Origin of the sequence: Streptomyces marianii, assembly GCF_005795905.1 — a bacterium.
Classification (GTDB): domain Bacteria; phylum Actinomycetota; class Actinomycetes; order Streptomycetales; family Streptomycetaceae; genus Streptomyces; species Streptomyces marianii.
Window position 1 is genome coordinate 3,942,433 of record NZ_VAWE01000001.1, and the last position, 16,217, is coordinate 3,958,649.

Below are 16,217 nucleotides of genomic sequence, written 5' to 3' on the forward strand. Positions count from 1 at the left end.
TGACGCGTCCCGCCGGATCAAGCGCAAGCACCTGGAGCTGGCCCAGCAGGGCGAGGACAGCGGCGGCCCGGCACCGTACGGATGGCGCAAGGACGATCGGACGAAGGTCGACCCCGAGGCCGCGCGAGCGATCCGCGAAGCACAGCAAGAGATCCTTGCCGGGGGTCCGCATCGGCATGATCCGCGCCCGTCGGTGGGAACAGGGACTCGGCAACCCGCGTGCCGGCACCAAGCGCATGGCACACCACCACGTCGAGCACATCCTGACCAACCCTCGGCTTGTCGGGTACCGCACGTACCACGGCGAGATCCTGACCGGGGACGGCGGAGAACCCATCAAGGGCTAATGGGAGCCGATCAACACCGTCGCCGAGTGGGAGGCGGTGTGTGCTGCCATTGCGGAGCGCAAGCAACAACAGCGCCCGGGATAGCTCCTGGCCCGCAAGTACCTGCTGTCAGGCATCGCCCGGTGCGGACTCTGCAGGACCAAGATTCGGGGACAGGTCAACCAGCGCTGGAAGCCAGGCTCACAGGCAGCCCGGTACACGTATCAGTGCTCGGTGGTCAACGGCGGGTGCGGCAAGGTCGGGCGCGTGGGTGAGCCCGTCGACAGACTGATCGCGGAACTGGTGCTGGAGGAGCAGCGCGAGAAGGCGGCCGCACGAAGGGTGCCGGTCGAGCAGCAGTGGCCCCGGGAAGCCGAGTTGGAACCGAAGCGGACGGTTCGACATTCAGCCTTTGACTCCGCTCAGGTAGATGGTGACCTGGCGTACGCCGCCGGAGGACGGGCCGAACTGCATGTCGCCCGAAGCGTTCCTGAACCGCTGCGTGCCCCCGGTCACCTCAGCAGGGAAGGTCTGGAAGTTCACTTCCGTGATGGCCTTGTACCCGATCTGACCGTCGGGCGTTCTGAACCCCCCCATGCACATCAGTCTGCGGGGAGTTGCAGACTCAACCTGGCAGGCGTTGACGAAGCTTCCGTACGACTTGTCATCCTTTTCCACGGTTCCTGTCGAACCGAAGAAACTACCGGGCGTATTGTCGGTGTTGCTGCCGTACGAGTTCTCGTTTGTCAGGATCAGCGTCAGGACCACGGTCTTGTTGTGCCCGTCCGCCTGAGCCGGCGATCCCACAGCAGCCAGTCCCCCGAGAGCGAGAACCGCCGCGACGACCGTTCGTGACAACTTTGCCTTGTGCATGATCAGACTCTTTCGCTTCTGGACTGGTGGCTGCCCGAGGGATGCCGGGCGATGGCCTCATTCTCAGTAGCAGGACCGAGGGCTGCCACCGCAGGAGCGCAACCGTTGGGCCATTCAGCCTCCGGCGGCATCGACCGTGACGAAGGGGTACTACGACTCCCTCAGCGTCGCAGCTTGCTGTAGCCGTTCATCCACGAGTGGGAGCGCTCGACCACCCACCCCTTGCCTGCCTGGATCGGTGCGGGCACGCCCTTGCGGGTGATCTCGCCGGTGAATCCAGTGAGCCGTGGCGGTTGGCGCCTGTGAAGACGATCCCCAGAGGGACTCCGGCCGCGTCGGCGGACACCGATCGCCTCAGGCCCTGCTTGCCCCGGTCAACCGGGGAGCGTACGGCTCCCTCACCGCCCAGGGGAGCTTTCGGATGCAGCCTTCCACGGAGATCTCGGCCAGTACCAGACCGATCATCCCCAAGCACGGCCATCACCGCAGCGAGGCGTCCAGGGGCGGGATGAGCGGGCGCTGAGCAGTCAGCACCCACTCAGAAGCCATCCGCTTTCCGATCAGTGGGTTTGTCGGTCGAACAAGGGTCTTGATCGGGTGATCGCGGTGGGGTCGGTGCATGAAGGCAGGGCCTCGCGGTAGCTCGGGGTTGTCGAAGCCAACGAGCACCGGGAGGCCCTGTTGCTGCAGTCTGTCGCGCTTGCGTCTGTGGAGTCCAACGAGCCGTCTCCGGCGTGTGACTGTCTCGCGCACAGGTTCGGCAACGCGGCGGACGGACCGGACCGCGTCCCGTGTTACGGCTCCGACCTGACGGAGGCGGAATGGCAGGTCATCCGGCCGCTGCTGCCGGTCCCCGCGTGGCTTCAGGGGCGGGGCGGCAGACCGGAGGGCTATTGCCACCGCGTCATGCTTGATGCGGTCCGCTATGTCGTCGACAACGGCGTCAAGTGGGTCAACCTGCCCTGTGACTTCCCGCCGTACCGACGAGTGCACGCGTTCGCCCGACGCTGGCAGGTGACGGGCCTGCTCACCGAGCTCCACGACCGGCTGCGCGACAAGGTCCGCCAGAAGGAAGGCCGTTCGTCGGACCCGACGGCCGCCATCGTGGACTCGCAGTCACTGCGGGCGGCGACGAACATCCCGCGCTCGACGTCCGGGTGGGACGGCGGGAAGAAGGTGGGCGGCCGCAAGCGGCACCTGGTCGTGGACTGCCTCGGCCTGGTCCTGGCCGTTGCGGTGACCGCGGCAAGCGTGCAGGACCGCGACGCCGCCGTCCCGCTGCTCGAGCGGCTGCGCACCATGTACTTCTCCATCCGCCTCGTCTGGGCGGACGGCGGTTATGCGGGTCGGCTCGTCGGCTGGGCAGCCGAGAAACTCCAGCTCACCCTTGAGATCGTCAAACGCACCGACGACACCAGCGGGTTCGTGGTGCTGCCGCGCAGGTGGGTCGTGGAGCGCACCCTGAGCTGGCTGATGCGCTCGCGCCGCCTGGTGCGTGACTACGAGACACTGCCCGCCATGCACGAGGCCATAGTGCTGTGGTCCATGACCATGCTCATGGGCAGCCGCCTGGCCGGGCGCCGGCCAGGCGCCTTCAGCCGGCCGACGCCGCGAGCGAGGTGAACACCCCCGGCCGCACCTGGAGCGCCCACCCCCGCTCCACCAGGCGTTTCGCCTTCGACCGCAGCCCCTCGACCTTCGCCGGGACCGCCTGAAGGCCCAGGGCCGCGGCCAGCTGCTGGCACCGCACACCCTCCCGGGCCGCATCCGACTCCAGCACGGACATGATCCGCTGGTAGTCCGCAGGCAGGACCGCCGCCGTCATGCCCTCGGTCCGTCTGGGCACCACCGCACTCACCACCGGCTCCGCGACCACGACGGGCGGCTCGGCCAGCACCTCGGCCACCGTCACGCGGGCATCCGCCAGACGCTGAAGTGCCCGTTCCGCCTCGCCAAGGGCAGCCTCCACCCGCTCAGCCTCCTCCCGCAGCCGTGCCACCTCTTCCCGCACCTTCTTCTCCCGAGCCTCCAGCAGACCGAGCACCGACGGCACCAGCCACCTCCACAAGCGAGACGAGCAGACGAACCACGCCCATCTCTCCCGCCGCCAGCCGGAGTTCATGCCCACCCAGCCCGAACCAAACGATCACGTTCGGAAAGCGGATGGCTTCTCAGCACACAGACCATGATCAGCGATGATCAATGCAAACGAACGGCAAGATCAGCCAAGTCCTGCAGGCCACTTCATCTGCCCGTTCGCCAAGGCCAGACACTGAGTGCTAAGCAGCCAGCTTCAAGCACTCCACGTTGACCAGGTGGATGTTCTTGCAGTCCAAGGCGTACGCCAGCCCACCGGCGACGAAGACACCGCCGCGCGCGATCGACAGGACCAGGTCCGGCTCGAAGCCGTCGTCGGCGATCGTCTGCGCGAGCTCACGGACCGCGACGCCGAACTTCTCGTACGTCAGGTTCTCGCGTATCCCACTCATCGTGTACCGGCCCTCACACCTGCGTCCGATGGAAGTTCATGAACGACCGCGAGGCCGTCGGCCCCCGCTGCCCCTGGTAGCGGGACCCGTACTTCGCGGAGCCGTACGAGTGCTCCGCCGGCGAGCTCAGCCGGAACATGCACAGCTGCCCGATCTTCATGCCCGGCCAGAGCTTGATGGGCAGGGTGGCCAGGTTCGACAGTTCCAGCGTGACGTGCCCGGAGAACCCGGGATCGATGAAGCCGGCCGTGGAGTGCGTGACCAGACCGAGCCGGCCGAGCGAGCTCTTGCCCTCCAGCCGGGAGGCGATGTCGTCGGGCAGGCTGACGACCTCGTACGTCGATGCCAGCACGAACTCGCCGGGGTGCAGGATGAACGCCTCATCGCCCTCCGGCTCCACCAGCCGCGTCAGGTCCGCCTGCTCGACGGCGGGGTCGATGTGGGGGTAGCGGTGGTTCTCGAACACCCGGAAGAAGCGGTCGAGCCGCACGTCGATGCTCGAGGGCTGCACCATCGAATCGTCGAACGGGTCGATGCGCACCCGTCCCGCGTCGATCTCGGCCCGGATGTCCTTGTCTGAGAGAAGCACGCCCCGAGGATACGCAGAGCGCGCGGGGCCGCCCCAATCGGGCCGAGCCCGCGCGCCATGCTCGCTCTCGCGTCGCGCCGCTCCACGCCGGCCGGGTCGGCGTCCCGTCCAGCGGGACCGCCCCGGCGTGCCACCGCCGGAACACCTCCGGCGTTCCGCCGATGCGCGCGGGTGACACCGCCTGCACCGGGCGGGTGGCCTGGTTCCCACCGCGCGCCCGTCAGCGGTTCTGCAGCACCACGGGGACGGCTTGCCGCAACCGTGCACACCGGGGGCAGCGGATGAGCCGCCCGGGCCCGATCCGGCCGGCACCGAGCTGCTGCATCGGGAACGACGAGGTGGTGAAGACATGCCCTTCGGCACAGCGGACGACGGTGCGCGAGAGTGAATCGCCTTGATCCATCGAGTACTTCGAGTCCATCGGCTGCATCAAGTCCCTTCCCCGGCAAGCTGGATGAGACAGCCACATTAGGGGATCAACAGGACAGCACTCCACGCGGCACTCCGCCGCCAAAGGTACGCCCCAACGCCTCCACGTCGCAGCCGCATCGGGCACCGCACGGAAGGCCGCGGCCCCAGCCTGCGGACGTCCCGCCCGACCGACGACCGCGGGGACCGCGGGGGCGGTCAGCAGCGGACGACCGGCGGGCGCGGCCGACGGCCGAACTGCCGGAAATGCACGGAAGCCCCTCGGCGCAATACACCGGGGGCCTTCGATGGGGTACAGTGTGCAACGCTGCGACTTTGATCAACCAAGCCGCTTCGCGGGTGTAGTTTAATGGTAGAACATGAGCTTCCCAAGCTCAGAGCGCGGGTTCGATTCCCGTCACCCGCTCCAGACAGAAGCCCCAGGCCATCGGGCCCGGGGCTTCTTTGTTGTCTAGACCTGTCTAAGCGCCTTGCACCAGATCCGCACCAGAAGGCTTCTCCTTGCCCTTCTGGCGGGCGGCCCGCACCAGCTGATCCAGCCCGCTTGCAACTTCCTGCTGCCGGTCCAAGTCGGAGTGCTGATAGATCAGCGCGGCCTTCTCCGAGGACTGCCCGGCACGGACCATCGTGTCCTTGAGCGTGGCCCCCGAGCGGGTCGCGAGGGTGTGGCCGGTGTGACGAAGATCGTAGAAGCTGAAGCCGTCCGGCATGCCGACGAGGGACCGAGCCCAGCCCGCATCCTCCAGGACCCCGCCTGGGACGCCCTCGCCACCGTCCTCGCCGACGCCGAAACAGCCGGCCACAACCCGACCACCCTCCTCGACCAAGCCCTCGGCCAACGCCATACACCCAGCCCCCGCGCCCAGGCAGCCATGGCCCGCAGCACCACACGACTCCCCAACACCCCGATCCACTCCGCGACAGGCACGCCGACCGCTTTTCAGCAGCCGCCACACGTGCGGCGGCGTTGATCGGCCGACGTGTTCCCCGAGGGAACAAGATGGTTCCCCAAGGGAACGGAGAGATTGCTCCGTCCCGGAACCCGCCCTCCGTTCCGCGAGGGGAGCACCTCCGATCACCTTCCGGAGGATCCTGCGATCTTGCCGTCCAGCAGCTCCAGCGCCTCCTCCCACCGGAAGCGGTCCGCTCCTCCGCCCGCCTTCGGTCGGTGCGGCTCGTACGACCCGAACAGCACGCCCATCTTCCGCAGTTGGTCCAGGCTCCGGCCGTACGCCGGGTGTGCGGCCATGGCGGTGTTCACGTACGGCAGGACCACGGTCGGGATCTCCATCCCATACGCCTCGCACAGGATGCCGAGGGCGAGGGTGTCGGCGATGCCTGCCGCCCACTTGTTGACCGTGTTGAAGGTGGCCGGGGCAACGGCTATGGCGTCGGCCGGCGGGAGCGGGCGTGGTTCGCCGGGGCTGCGCCAGGCCGAGCGGATCGGGTAGCCCGTCTGGGCCTCGATCGCCTCGGCGTCGAGGAAGCCGAGCCCCTGGGGTGTGGCTATGACGCCGACGCCCCAGCCCTGCTCCTGCGCGGCGGTGATCAGCTTGTGGGTCTCGCCCGCGATGCCGGCGGCGCAGACGACGACGTACAAGAACGGCTGTGCGGTCACGCGGGGACTCCCAGTCGGCGGCTGAAGTGGTGAAGCTCGGGCAGCGTACGCCGCCGGTCACGGGCGGCCATGTCGGCGACCAGGTCGCGGACGGCAGGACGGCGTACGTCCTGGGCGGCACAGGTCTCGGCGATACGAAGGGCCTGGTAGCCCTCGGCCAGGCGGCCCTGCTGGTTGTAGGCGCGGGCTGCTTCGACCCACAAGGCCGCCCGGCGTTCGGGGACGGGGATGTGGCGGCGCATCAGGGGCGCGGCGGTGTTCAGGGCGATGCCGGCGTCACCGAAGGCGACCGCGGCGCTCACCGCGTGAAGGGCGAGGTTGGTGGGGCTGAAGTTCGCCCAGGCGTCGGGCCGGTCGAGCGCGACGTAGCGGGCGACGTCCTGGGCCTCGTCGAGAAACTCGCGGGTAGCGGCGCGGTCGCCGGCGGTGCTAGCGGCCGTGACCCCCCGCAGGAGGAGCAGGCCCACAGCGGCGGGGTAGCGCGGTGAGCGCTGGTCGTAAGCGCCGGCGAGCTGTCCCGCCGTGTTGTGGACGAGAGTGACGGCCTGGGTGGTGTGCTTCTCGCGGGTCAGGACGTGGGCGTGCACACGGACGCTGGAAGCGAGGACGACGGGGTCGCCGGAGTGCTCGGCTTCGGCCAAGGCGCGGCCCACCGCGAGCCAGGCGTTGCCGTGGTCTCCCTGCTTGAGCAGCAGGCTGGTCGAGGTCTGGTACGCGGTGGCCAGGAGTCCGGCCATCTCGGCCTCGTTGCGGTGGTCGCCTGCGGCTTCCCGCAAGTCGGCGAGGAGGCTGGGCAGGGTGGTCTCCAGCTCCGCGTATTCGCAGGTGCAGAACAGACGCCGGACGGCTGCGACGCGGGTTCCCAGGGAGCCCGTATCTGAGGCACCTCCCTGACCGGAGGCTGTCCGCGGACTGGGGAGGAGGGCGCGGGGGGAGGAAGGCCCCACCACGCCTCGATGTGAATGTGGCCAGTGATCGGCCACCCAGCAGCGAGAACGCGACGAACTTATGACCGAAACACAACTCATCATTGATCAATGCGCTGACCGCTACGTCAACACCGTTGCGTTAGCGCTGTGAGCGGCTGTTGAGGCCGTGGGCGAAGAACGCGACGGTGGTGTGGACGGTGTAGTTCTGGGCCTTCTGGGGGTGCTGTCCGGCGTTCGGTCCGTACTTGCTGGTGGGGTTCTTGCGGGTGCGGGCCTTCACTCGTTGCCGTCGGTGGGCGGGCAGGAGGTCGCTCAGGGCGGCGTGGCCGATCGTGCCGACCAGGTCGATGGGGGTGCCGGGGAAGATTCCATGGCCGGCGGTGACGGTGTCGGTTGCGGCGGCCAGCAGGACGGTGAAACTGATCCGTTCCCTGGGTACTTCCGGCCGCCTGGTCAGGGCGTCGTCGCCGGCGCGGATCAGAGCCTGGTAGGCGGTGAGCAGGGCGTAGACCTCCTGGTCGAGGCCGTCGGTGCTGCGGGAGCGCAGGACACGGCCGTCGAGCATCGTGGCCTTGATCGAAAAATACGTGGTTTCCGCCTGCCACCTGCGGTGATAGAGCTCAACGAGCTCGGCGGACGGATAACGGACGGGGTCCAGCAGGTTGGTGATCAGCCGCCATTGCTCGGTGCGGACGGTGCCATCGGCCAGGGTGACGGTGAGGGCCGCCTCGATTATGCGCACCGGCAGCAGCACCGGCAGGACGCCGTAGCCGATGCGGGCGATGTAGGAGCCGTCGCCCAGGTGCTCGGCGGGGGTGGGGACGCGGCGGGCCCCGGAGCGCACCAGGAACCGGGCCCCGCTCTGATGGACGGCATCAAGGAACTCGTTGCCGTCGAAGGCCGTGTCGGCGAGTAGGAGCATTGTCTGGTCCAGGGAGGTCAGAAGCCGCTTGGCGTAGGGGAGTTCGCCCTGGGACTCCGGTCCGAAGGCGGCGGCTATGAGCGCGCGGGTGCCGCACTCGACCAGGGTCAGCAGCCGCAGGAGCGGATAGCCGAACTCCAGACCCTCCCCGGCCCGTTTGGGGTAGTGCCAGGTGAGCGTCTCGTCGTCGGGGGTGTGCAGCAGGGTCCCGTCGACGGCCACCGTGCGCAGGCCCCGGTAGAAGGACCCCTCCTGCCCGGGGCGGGCGACGGGCCCGGCAAGCGTCTCGAACAGACGCCGCAGAGGTGCGGCCCCCACCCTGCGCCTGGCCCGCGTCAGCGAGGAGACCGCAGGACGCACCAGGGCCAGCGGGGTCAGGGCGGCAGTCAGTTGGGACCACACCGTGCGGTACGAGCGGTGTTCGAACAGCGCGAGAGCGAGCACGAAGTACACCACCACCCGAGAAGGCAGCAGCCGCAGGCGCTTCTCGCGCCGGCCGGTCTCCTCCAGCACCGCGTCCACCAGCGCGAAGTCCACGACCTGGGTCAACTCCCCCAGATGACCCGGCGCGAACACACCCCGGGCTGTCTCGATCGTGGACGTGATGACAGACTTCTCCTGCAACGGGACCCCTGACCTTGATCGACTCTCTTCGCCGATCGTTGATCTATCAGGTGGTCCCGTCGCGCTGTTCAGCAGGGCTTGACTTACAACTCAAAGACCAAACGCAACGGTGTTGACCGCTACGTACGTTCCTGATCGTCTCTGTCAAATTCCCAAGGGGGGATATCCGTGAGATCTACACGTCTCACCGCTCTGCGTGAGTCTGGCCGGCGAATAGGCACCGTCGCCCTCGGTGCAGCCGCTGTGCTCGGCCTCCTCACCACGCCCGCCCAGGCATCGAGTTGGTCCAGCTATCTGTCGGGGGTCGGTCCCGGCTACGAATCCCGCCGCTGGTACGACACCGGCGGCGCCACCACGATCAAGTTCACAGGCTGCAGTGGCGGCAGCGGCGCTGAAGTCCGCCTCCGCAAGGACACCTTCGGGCCCGACCCCGCCTACTCGACGGCACTGTTCACAAACTGCTTCGCCAGCAGCACCTCGACCTCGACCGGAAACTGGTCCGACCACGGCTCCGGCGACTACTACTTCGCGGTCAACGAGGCTGCGGTCAGCCTGAAGCTCTCGGTCAAGTCGCTCACCGTCTCCTACTGACGATCCCGTCCCTCCGGCCCCACACCTCCCGTGCGAGTGGGGCCGGAGGTACCTCTCTCCAGCGCCGAGGTACCACCTATGCCCTTGCAGTACCAGTCCTGCACGTTCCGCTACGCCCGCACGTCAGGTCCCGTGCTTGACCGGCTCGATCTGGAGTTCTCGCCTGGCCACACGGTTCTCCTCGGGCCCAACGGCGCAGGCAAGAGCACGCTGCTCTCCCTCGGCGCCAGCGCCTCAATGACGCAGTCGGGACTCGTCCGGTTCGGGCGGCTCGACCCGGCGAACCGCAGGCAGGTGCAGGCTTACCGACGGAAGGTGTCCTGGTTGCCGCAGCGCCCCGGTTTCCTTCCGGGACTGACGTGCAGAGAGCATGTGGCGTACGTCGGGTGGCTCAAGGGAATGCGTGGGCGTGACGCATGGCTCGCGGCGCCGGAGGCGATCGAGAGGGTCGGCCTCACCGACAAGATGAACAACAAGGTCAAGACTCTGTCCGGGGGTCAGCAACAGCGGATCGCGATTGCCCAAGCGCTCGTTCATGAAGCGGAATTGCTGCTTCTCGACGAGCCGACTGTAGGGCTGGACCCGCACCAGCGGCGCCGATTCCTCGATTTGCTGATCTCGCTGCGCGGCATGGTCAACGTGATCGTCTCCACCCATGACATCGGCGACCTCGACGAGGCGTTCGACGAGGTCGTCGTCCTCGAGTCGGGCCGGGTGAGGTTCATGGGGGCGGTCGAAGAATTCGCCGCACATGCCCAACCCGACTGCGCGCCGGGTCGACGGCTGGAGAGCGCCTACGCCTCGCTGCTGGAGGCGACCGAGTGATCACCTGGGCGAACCTCCGCTCCTCGGCTGCACTGTGGCTGGCTCTGCCCGCCTTGTTCTACGCCGGTCTGTACATCGACGACGTCACTTACACCGCGCCGTCGAGATACGGGGTGGAGTCCGGTGAGCTGGCGGCCTACGGCATGGCGATCATCGCCCCGGCGGTGGCCGGGGCCGCCGCGTGGGAAGCGGGCCGCCACCGTCTGTTGGGAGCCCTGCGAATCGTCGGCGCACGCCGCCTTCCTCATCAGCTCTTCCGGGCTGTCACGCCCGTATTGATCCTGCACCTCCTCCTCATCGTGGGTGCCCTCGTGATGGCCCGCAGGGCTGTGGGAGTGTGGCCGGGCGATGCCGGGTGGCTCGCCGTGGCGCATCTGGTCGTGCTCCCCCTCGGCTGGATGATCATCGGCTGGTGCCTGGGAGAGGTGCTGCCCAGGAGTATCGCGGCGCCCATCGCCGGGATTGGTTGCTGGGCCTGGCTCTCCGTACCGCACACATTGGCCACCGCTTGGGTGCGCCACCTCGGTGGTTTCATAGACGGGACGTCGACCGTCACCGATGTCCGCTTGCCTGCCGCGTATGCCGTGCCGTGGGCCGTCGTCGCCGGCATGGGCCTTGCCCTCTGGCTCTTCGTCCATATGCGTCGGCGCGCCTGGGGTGCAGCCGTCGGCGTCCTCGTGCTGGCAATCACGTTCGTCACCGGTCGCATCATGGTCGCCGACTGGGGCTACCAACGCCCGACGAGCCCACGAAGCGTCGCCATGACCTGCGTAGGAGACGCCCCAAGAGTGTGCGTTCCGCCGGAATACAAGCAGTACGCCGAGCAGCTGCGACGCGATGCGCTGGTCCCCCTGGCACGGCTCAAGGCCGCCGGCCTCACCTCGCCTCAAGAACTGCGCATCACCTCCGATACGGTCCCGCTCAAACCGGGCACGTGGCCGCTGTTCTGGTCGCTCCCGCCGCTCCATTCCCAGGCCGACCCTGACCAGTACGCGGTGAGTCTGGCCCAGTCGGCAGTAGTCGGCACAGCCGCGCGCGCGGGGACCGACTGCCGGCAAGGCAGCGCTGTCCCATCCGCCTGGGCAGCCCTGGTGATCGGTGTGGACGAACCGGCCATGCGGCAGGCGATGCTCGACACCGACTGGGCCGCTCTCCAAGAGGTCCGTCGCCTTCCTGCCAAGGAACAGCTCGACTGGTTCGGCAAGGCAGCGGCAAGCGGAGAGCCCTGCTCCCGGGGCGTCTCATGAACCGCTACGTGGTCGTCGTGCGCCGCTGGTGGACCGTGCCCTTGGCCCTCCTCCTCCTCATCCTGGTGAGCGGGACGGTGGGGACCAGCGAGGTTCCCGTTCCGAGTCTGACCGGCGGCATGGCCGGCGCCCGCGTCGCCTATTTCACCCCCGTCGTGATCGTCATCGCCGTCATGTACTGCCTGGAACGGCGGCTCCCGTCAGCGGAGAGCACAGCGGTCGTCCCCATCCGCCGGTTCGACCAAGGCGCCGTGGTCCTCACCGTGGTGCTCGCACACGGGGCGGGACTGGTGGTGGGAATGGATGTCGCCCGCAACATCACCCTCATCCTCGCCCTCGCCCTCCTCACATGGCGACTCGCCAACGAGGCAACCGCAGCAGTGGCCGGACTGCTGTTCCTCATCCTCAACCTCATGCTCGGCCGTGCCTACGACGCCAATGGCCACGCATCCCACACGTGGTGGGCCCTCGCTCTCTACCCGGCTCGGAGCGTGGGTGCATGGCTGACGGCAGCCGTCCTCTTCGCCCTCGCGCTGCAGTTGTCGGCGTCAAAACGCCGCGGTATCTGAATGAGGCAGGCATTGCCCCGAGCGCAGCGCGCTCGACGACCCGTGCCACTACGTGCCAGTCCGAGCGGTAAACAGCGGTCAGGAAGGGACTTCAGGGCCTCTCGGGACTGTAGCCGGATCAGGTGTTTCCGCAGGTCAGACGCCATGCATGGGCTCAAGTACCGGGTGATTCCCAAGCTCAGAGCGCGGGTTCGATTCCCGTCACCCGCTCTTGAACGAAGGCCCTGGTCAGAGACCAGGACCTTCGTCGTTGTCTAGACCTCTCGGGGCCTGTCGTGCCCTCCGCGTGCCCCAACTCAGCTATACGCCCTGCCCATGGCGCTACACCCACACCATTTAGGTGGTGCGGGGGTAGCGCCGTCTCAATATGCGGGCGGGTAGCTCTGTGATCCACACCACTTCCGGCTGAGAGAACGTTCCTCCGCAGGCGCAAATGCGAGTGTCAACGCACGACGGAGAGTTGCGACCTGCGGGAGGCGGCCGCACCACGGGCACCACCGCGCCCGCCCTCCTGGGCCATGACCGGGAGTGTCTAATCAACGGGTCTGGCCCGTAGTCGGTGGTGACGGCCAGTAGCCATCAGCGCAGGAGGATGCGGTGGCGGAGGAGGTCGAATCCGGCGCGGCCGTGCATCTGTCTCATGATCCGTTTCGTTCTGGTGTTGACGCCTTCGGTGCGGCCGTTGTGGTAGGGCAGGGTGAGGCCGGCGTCGATGGCTGAGCGGTCGAGTTCGAGTCCGTTGGCGAAGCTGTGCAGGTGGGGCAGCGCCGCGGCGCGGGTGGCGATGATCCACCCCGTGAGCTTCACATCGTTGTCCAGGAGCGGCGTGAGCAGGGCCGCGAAGTCGCGTACGAGGTTGGCGAGTTCGGTCATCTCAGGGCAGGCTGCGGTGATCTTCTCCAGCAGGGCGGTCTGTTTCGGGCGCAGGTGGTCTGGGTCGGTGAGGAGGAGCCGCGCGGCGCGGCGTGGGGTGGGGTGGTGACGGGCCGGTCGCCGTCGGCGCGGCCCTGGTTGAGGTATTTGTGCAGGCCGTTGAGGCTGCCGGTGTATCCGAGTTCCTTGATCTCGTGGAAGAGGTGGAGGACCGGGACGCCCGGCTCCTCGGTGCGGCGTCGGCGCAGGTGCTCGCGGTAGGCGTCAACGAGAGTGGGCCGGTAGGCCGGTGCGATGCGCAGGCCCGTGGGCTCGGGCATGCGGGCGTAGCGCTTGACGGTATTCAGCGCCAGGCCGAGGCGGCGGGAACAGTCCAGCAGCCCGACGCCCTGGCCGAGCAGGGTGTGGATCTTGTTCCAGCGTTCACGGGTGGTCTGCTCGCGTACTCCGCCGGGCAGCGGCGGGTTGAGGGCCGCGGCCCAGCAGTCGGCGTGGGCGCGGATTTCGAGCTGGACCTTGTCGCACAGGTTGCGCCAGATGTGCCAGCGGTCGCTGACCTGCACCGCGTCGGGCAGGGCGCGGCGGATGGCTTCGGCGTAGGTGGCTGAGCCGTCCCGGCAAACCGTCGTGATGCCGGGGTGTTTGCGTAGCCAGGCTTCCAGGGGACCGGCGTCCCGGCCGGGCAGGACCTCGATGCGCCGGCCGGTGATGGCATCGGTGATGATCGTGGCGTATCGGTGACGGCGCCGCAGCGCGAAGTCGTCCACTCCGATCACCGCGGGGACCGGCGCTTCGGGCGTCGGCAGGCGCCACAGCCACCTGAGCATGGTGGTACGGGAGGCCGGCACGGTGAGCCGGCCGGCCAGACGTGCGGCCGCCCGGCCGCATAACTCCCGTGCCACTTCGGCAATCTGCCTGGTCAGCCGCACCGTCCGACGCTGGTGGCGCTCCAGCAGCCCGGGAACCTGCTCACGGAAGGTCTGCCGTGCACAGCCCAGAACCGGACAGACCAGCCGCCGCGCCCGCAAGCGGACGACGACCTGCCGACCGTCGACCGGCACGTCCGCCACCGTCCGGCGGTGATACCCGTGCACCCTCGCAGTCAGCGCCCCGCACGCTGGACACGGCACCGCCGCGTCCAGCGTGCGAGCTGTGACCACGACTGCGTCCCCGCCGTCCGCCACGTCCTCGACGAGCAATGCCGACAATCCCGAAAACACTGTGCTCACAAGCGAGTTGACATCCACCACAAGATCATGATCGCTGATGGCTACTGGCCGTCACCACCGACTACGGGCCAGACCCGTTAATTTGACACACCCCCCCCCAAGAACGTCGAACGCGTTCCCTTGGGGAACAGACGTCCTGTTCCCCAAGGGAACGGAGAGAGTGCTCCGTCCCGGAACCGGCCCTCCGTTCACGAGGAGAGCACCTCCGATCACCTTCCGGAGGATCCTGCGATCTTGCCGTCCAGCAGCTCCAGCGCCTCCTCCCACCGGAAGCGGTCCGCTCCACCGCCTGCCTTGGGGCGGTGCGGCTCGTACGACCCGGCCAGCACGCCCATCTTCCGCAGTTGGTCCAGGCTCCGGCCGTACGCCGGGTGTGCGGCCATGGCGGTGTTCACGTACGGCAGGACCACGGTCGGGATCTCCATCCCGTACGCCTCGCACAGGATGCCGAGGGCGAGGGTGTCGGCGATGCCGGCCGCCCACTTGTTGATCGTGTTGAACGTGGCCGGCGCCACGGCGATGGCGTCGGCAGGCGGGAGCGGGCGTGGTTCGCCGGGGCTGCGCCAGGCCGAGCGGATCGGGTAGCCGGTCTGGGCCTCGATGGCCTCGGTGTCGAGGAAGCCGAGCCCTTGAGGGGTGGCTATGACGCCGACGCCCCAGCCCTGCTCCTGCGCGGCGCTGATCAGCTTGTGGACGTCGCCCGCGATGCCGGCGGCGCAGACGACGACGTACAGGAACGGCTGTGCGGTCACGCGGGGACTCCCAGTCGGCGGCTGAAGTGGTGGAGCTCGGGCAGCGTACGCCGCCGGTCACGGGCGGCCATGTCGGCGACCAGGTCTCGGACGGCAGGACGGCGTACGTCCTGGGCGGCGCAGGTCTCGGCGATACGAAGGGCCTGGTAGCCCTCGGCCAGGCGGCCCTGCTGGTTGTAGGCGCGGGCTGCTTCGACCCACAAGGCCGCCCGGCGTTCGGGGACGGGGATGTGGCGGCGCATGAGGGGCGCGGCGGTGTTCAGGGCGATGCCGGCGTCACCGAAGGCGACCGCGGCGCTCACCGCGTGAAGGGCGAGGTTGGTGGGGCTGAAGTTCGCCCAGGCGTCGGGCCGGTCGAGGGCAACGTAGCGGGCGACGTCCTGGGCCTCGTCGAGAAACTCGCGGGTAGCGGCGCGGTCGCCGGCGGTGCTAGCGGCCGTGACCCCCCGCAGGAGGAGCAGGCCCACGGCGGCGAGGTAGCGAGGGGAACGTCGCTCATAGGAACCGGCGAGCTGTCCCGCCGTGTGCCGGACGAGAGTGACGGCCTGGGTGGTGTGCTTCTCGCGGGTCAGGACGTGGGCGTGCACACGGACGCTGGAAGCGAGGACGACGGGGTCGCCGGAGCGCTCGGCTTCGGCCAGGGCGCGGCCCACCGCGAGCCAGGCGTTGCCGTGGTCCCCTTGCTTGAGCAGCAGGCTGGTCGAGGTCTGGTACGCGGTGGCCAGGAGTCCGGCCATCTCGGCCTCGTTGCGGTGGTCGCCTGCGGCTTCCCGCAAGTCGGCGAGGAGGCTGGGCAGGGTGGTCTCCAGCTCCGCGTAGTCACAGGTGCAGAACAGACGCCGGGCGGCGGCGACGCGGGTCTCCAGCGAGCTCGTATCCGAGGCACCTCCCTGACCGGAGATCGGCCGCGGACCGGGGAGGAGGGCTCGGACGAGGTCGTCGTGGGTAGCCGTGGCGGGGGTGGTGGGGGCCGTGAGGGAGGCGATGCTCGCGGCGAGGAAAGTGCGGCGGCGCATGTCTTCTGTCTCGGGATCGTCGGGTGGTCCTGCTGCTGACGGGGCGGGGTCGCTCAGGCCGAGGATGTGGAGCGGGATGCCGAGTTCGGCGGCGACGGCGCGTAAGACCCGGGTGTCTTCCGTACCCCGTCCGCTCTCCAGGCGGCTGAGCTTCGACTGGTGGTAGCCCAGGGCGGTGGCGACGTTCGTCTGCGAGCGGCCGGCGCGCTGTCGGGCGTGCTTGATCGTCTCGCCGATCTTCTCGGCTTCGGTCTTCACGTCTGCCATCCATGCCCTTCCGTCCGCGTCGAGCATGCCCCTGCGGTCGAGCGTAGGC

At 68.5% G+C, this 16,217-nt stretch carries 14 protein-coding genes, 1 tRNA gene and 5 pseudogenes; 7 read left to right on the plus strand and 13 right to left on the minus strand.

What is annotated here, in order from left to right; all coding sequences use genetic code 11:
* Positions 1-176 precede the first annotated feature (176 nt).
* Positions 177-347, plus strand: coding sequence for a recombinase family protein (locus FEF34_RS42915; RefSeq protein WP_234043298.1), 171 nt, complete (start codon positions 177-179; stop codon positions 345-347).
* A gap of 384 nt (positions 348-731) precedes the next feature.
* Here the strand turns inward: FEF34_RS42915 and FEF34_RS41290 are convergent, their stop codons facing one another.
* Together FEF34_RS41290 and FEF34_RS17590 are read right to left on the minus strand one after the other, a co-directional pair.
* On the minus strand, positions 732-1,199 hold the full coding sequence (locus FEF34_RS41290) for a hypothetical protein (RefSeq protein WP_171052740.1): 468 nt from the start codon (positions 1,197-1,199) through the stop codon (positions 732-734).
* A gap of 164 nt (positions 1,200-1,363) precedes the next feature.
* Positions 1,364-1,664 (minus strand): annotated as a pseudogene (locus tag FEF34_RS17590) (IS5/IS1182 family transposase); the annotation flags it as partial.
* Between the two features lie 243 nt (positions 1,665-1,907).
* Here FEF34_RS17590 and FEF34_RS17595 point away from each other — a divergent pair.
* Positions 1,908-2,822 (plus strand): IS5 family transposase, encoded by a 915-nt coding sequence (locus FEF34_RS17595; protein WP_234043095.1) that lies wholly within the window; start codon positions 1,908-1,910, stop codon positions 2,820-2,822.
* Here FEF34_RS17595 and FEF34_RS17600 read toward each other — a convergent pair.
* The 4 genes and pseudogenes from FEF34_RS17600 to FEF34_RS17615 all read right to left on the minus strand — a co-directional run bounded on the left by FEF34_RS17600 (position 2,794) and on the right by FEF34_RS17615 (position 4,707).
* A complete protein-coding gene (locus tag FEF34_RS17600; protein ID WP_138051335.1) occupies positions 2,794-3,252 on the minus strand; it encodes a hypothetical protein in 459 nt (152 codons plus the stop codon). The genes FEF34_RS17595 and FEF34_RS17600 overlap by 29 nt on opposite strands.
* A gap of 247 nt (positions 3,253-3,499) precedes the next feature.
* Positions 3,500-3,688 (minus strand): annotated as a pseudogene (locus FEF34_RS17605) (phosphoribosyltransferase); the annotation flags it as partial.
* A 13-nt stretch (positions 3,689-3,701) separates the two neighbouring features.
* Entirely contained in the window at positions 3,702-4,277 is a 576-nt protein-coding gene (gene dcd, locus FEF34_RS17610; protein WP_138054029.1) for a dCTP deaminase, read from the minus strand.
* Positions 4,278-4,497: 220 nt separating this feature from the next.
* Positions 4,498-4,707, minus strand: coding sequence for a hypothetical protein (locus FEF34_RS17615; RefSeq protein ID WP_171052990.1), 210 nt, complete (start codon positions 4,705-4,707; stop codon positions 4,498-4,500).
* Positions 4,708-5,041: 334 nt separating this feature from the next.
* Between FEF34_RS17615 and FEF34_RS17620 the strand changes: the two genes are divergently transcribed.
* Positions 5,042-5,115 (plus strand) — tRNA-Gly (locus tag FEF34_RS17620).
* Between the two features lie 52 nt (positions 5,116-5,167).
* Here the strand turns inward: FEF34_RS17620 and FEF34_RS17625 are convergent.
* The 4 genes and pseudogenes from FEF34_RS17625 to FEF34_RS17645 form a co-directional block, all read right to left on the minus strand.
* Positions 5,168-5,434, minus strand: a pseudogene (locus tag FEF34_RS17625) (tyrosine-type recombinase/integrase); the annotation flags it as partial.
* Between the two features lie 347 nt (positions 5,435-5,781).
* Entirely contained in the window at positions 5,782-6,324 is a 543-nt protein-coding gene (locus FEF34_RS17635) for a flavoprotein (protein WP_138054030.1), read from the minus strand.
* Positions 6,321-7,253 (minus strand): annotated as a pseudogene (locus FEF34_RS17640) (helix-turn-helix domain-containing protein); the annotation flags it as partial. The pseudogene FEF34_RS17640 and the gene FEF34_RS17635, both read right to left, overlap by 4 nt.
* 139 nt (positions 7,254-7,392) lie before the next feature.
* A complete protein-coding gene (locus FEF34_RS17645) occupies positions 7,393-8,799 on the minus strand; it encodes an IS4 family transposase (RefSeq protein WP_138052000.1) in 1,407 nt (468 codons plus the stop codon).
* Between the two features lie 168 nt (positions 8,800-8,967).
* Between FEF34_RS17645 and FEF34_RS17650 the strand changes: the two genes are divergently transcribed.
* The 4 genes from FEF34_RS17650 to FEF34_RS17665 all read left to right on the plus strand — a co-directional run bounded on the left by FEF34_RS17650 (position 8,968) and on the right by FEF34_RS17665 (position 12,031).
* The gene (locus tag FEF34_RS17650; RefSeq protein ID WP_138054031.1) at positions 8,968-9,390 is read left to right on the plus strand and encodes a hypothetical protein; all 423 of its coding nucleotides are present in this window, start codon (positions 8,968-8,970) and stop codon (positions 9,388-9,390) included.
* A gap of 78 nt (positions 9,391-9,468) precedes the next feature.
* The gene (locus FEF34_RS17655; RefSeq protein WP_138054032.1) at positions 9,469-10,215 is read left to right on the plus strand and encodes an ABC transporter ATP-binding protein; all 747 of its coding nucleotides are present in this window, start codon (positions 9,469-9,471) and stop codon (positions 10,213-10,215) included.
* Positions 10,212-11,462, plus strand: a complete 1,251-nt coding sequence (locus FEF34_RS17660) for a DUF7224 domain-containing protein (RefSeq protein WP_138054033.1) — start codon at positions 10,212-10,214, stop codon at positions 11,460-11,462. The genes FEF34_RS17655 and FEF34_RS17660 overlap by 4 nt, the downstream gene beginning before the upstream one ends.
* Entirely contained in the window at positions 11,459-12,031 is a 573-nt protein-coding gene (locus tag FEF34_RS17665; protein ID WP_138054034.1) for a hypothetical protein, read from the plus strand. The genes FEF34_RS17660 and FEF34_RS17665 overlap by 4 nt, the downstream gene beginning before the upstream one ends.
* A 579-nt stretch (positions 12,032-12,610) precedes the next feature.
* On the opposite strand, the pseudogene FEF34_RS17670 reads toward FEF34_RS17665, so the two are convergent.
* The 3 genes and pseudogenes from FEF34_RS17670 to FEF34_RS17680 form a co-directional block, all read right to left on the minus strand.
* Positions 12,611-14,154, minus strand: a pseudogene (locus FEF34_RS17670) (ISL3 family transposase).
* 188 nt (positions 14,155-14,342) lie between these two features.
* Positions 14,343-14,885, minus strand: a complete 543-nt coding sequence (locus FEF34_RS17675; protein WP_138054035.1) for a flavoprotein — start codon at positions 14,883-14,885, stop codon at positions 14,343-14,345.
* Positions 14,882-16,168, minus strand: coding sequence for a helix-turn-helix domain-containing protein (locus tag FEF34_RS17680; protein ID WP_138054036.1), 1,287 nt, complete (start codon positions 16,166-16,168; stop codon positions 14,882-14,884). The genes FEF34_RS17675 and FEF34_RS17680 overlap by 4 nt, the downstream gene beginning before the upstream one ends.
* Between the last annotated feature and the right edge of the window lie 49 nt (positions 16,169-16,217).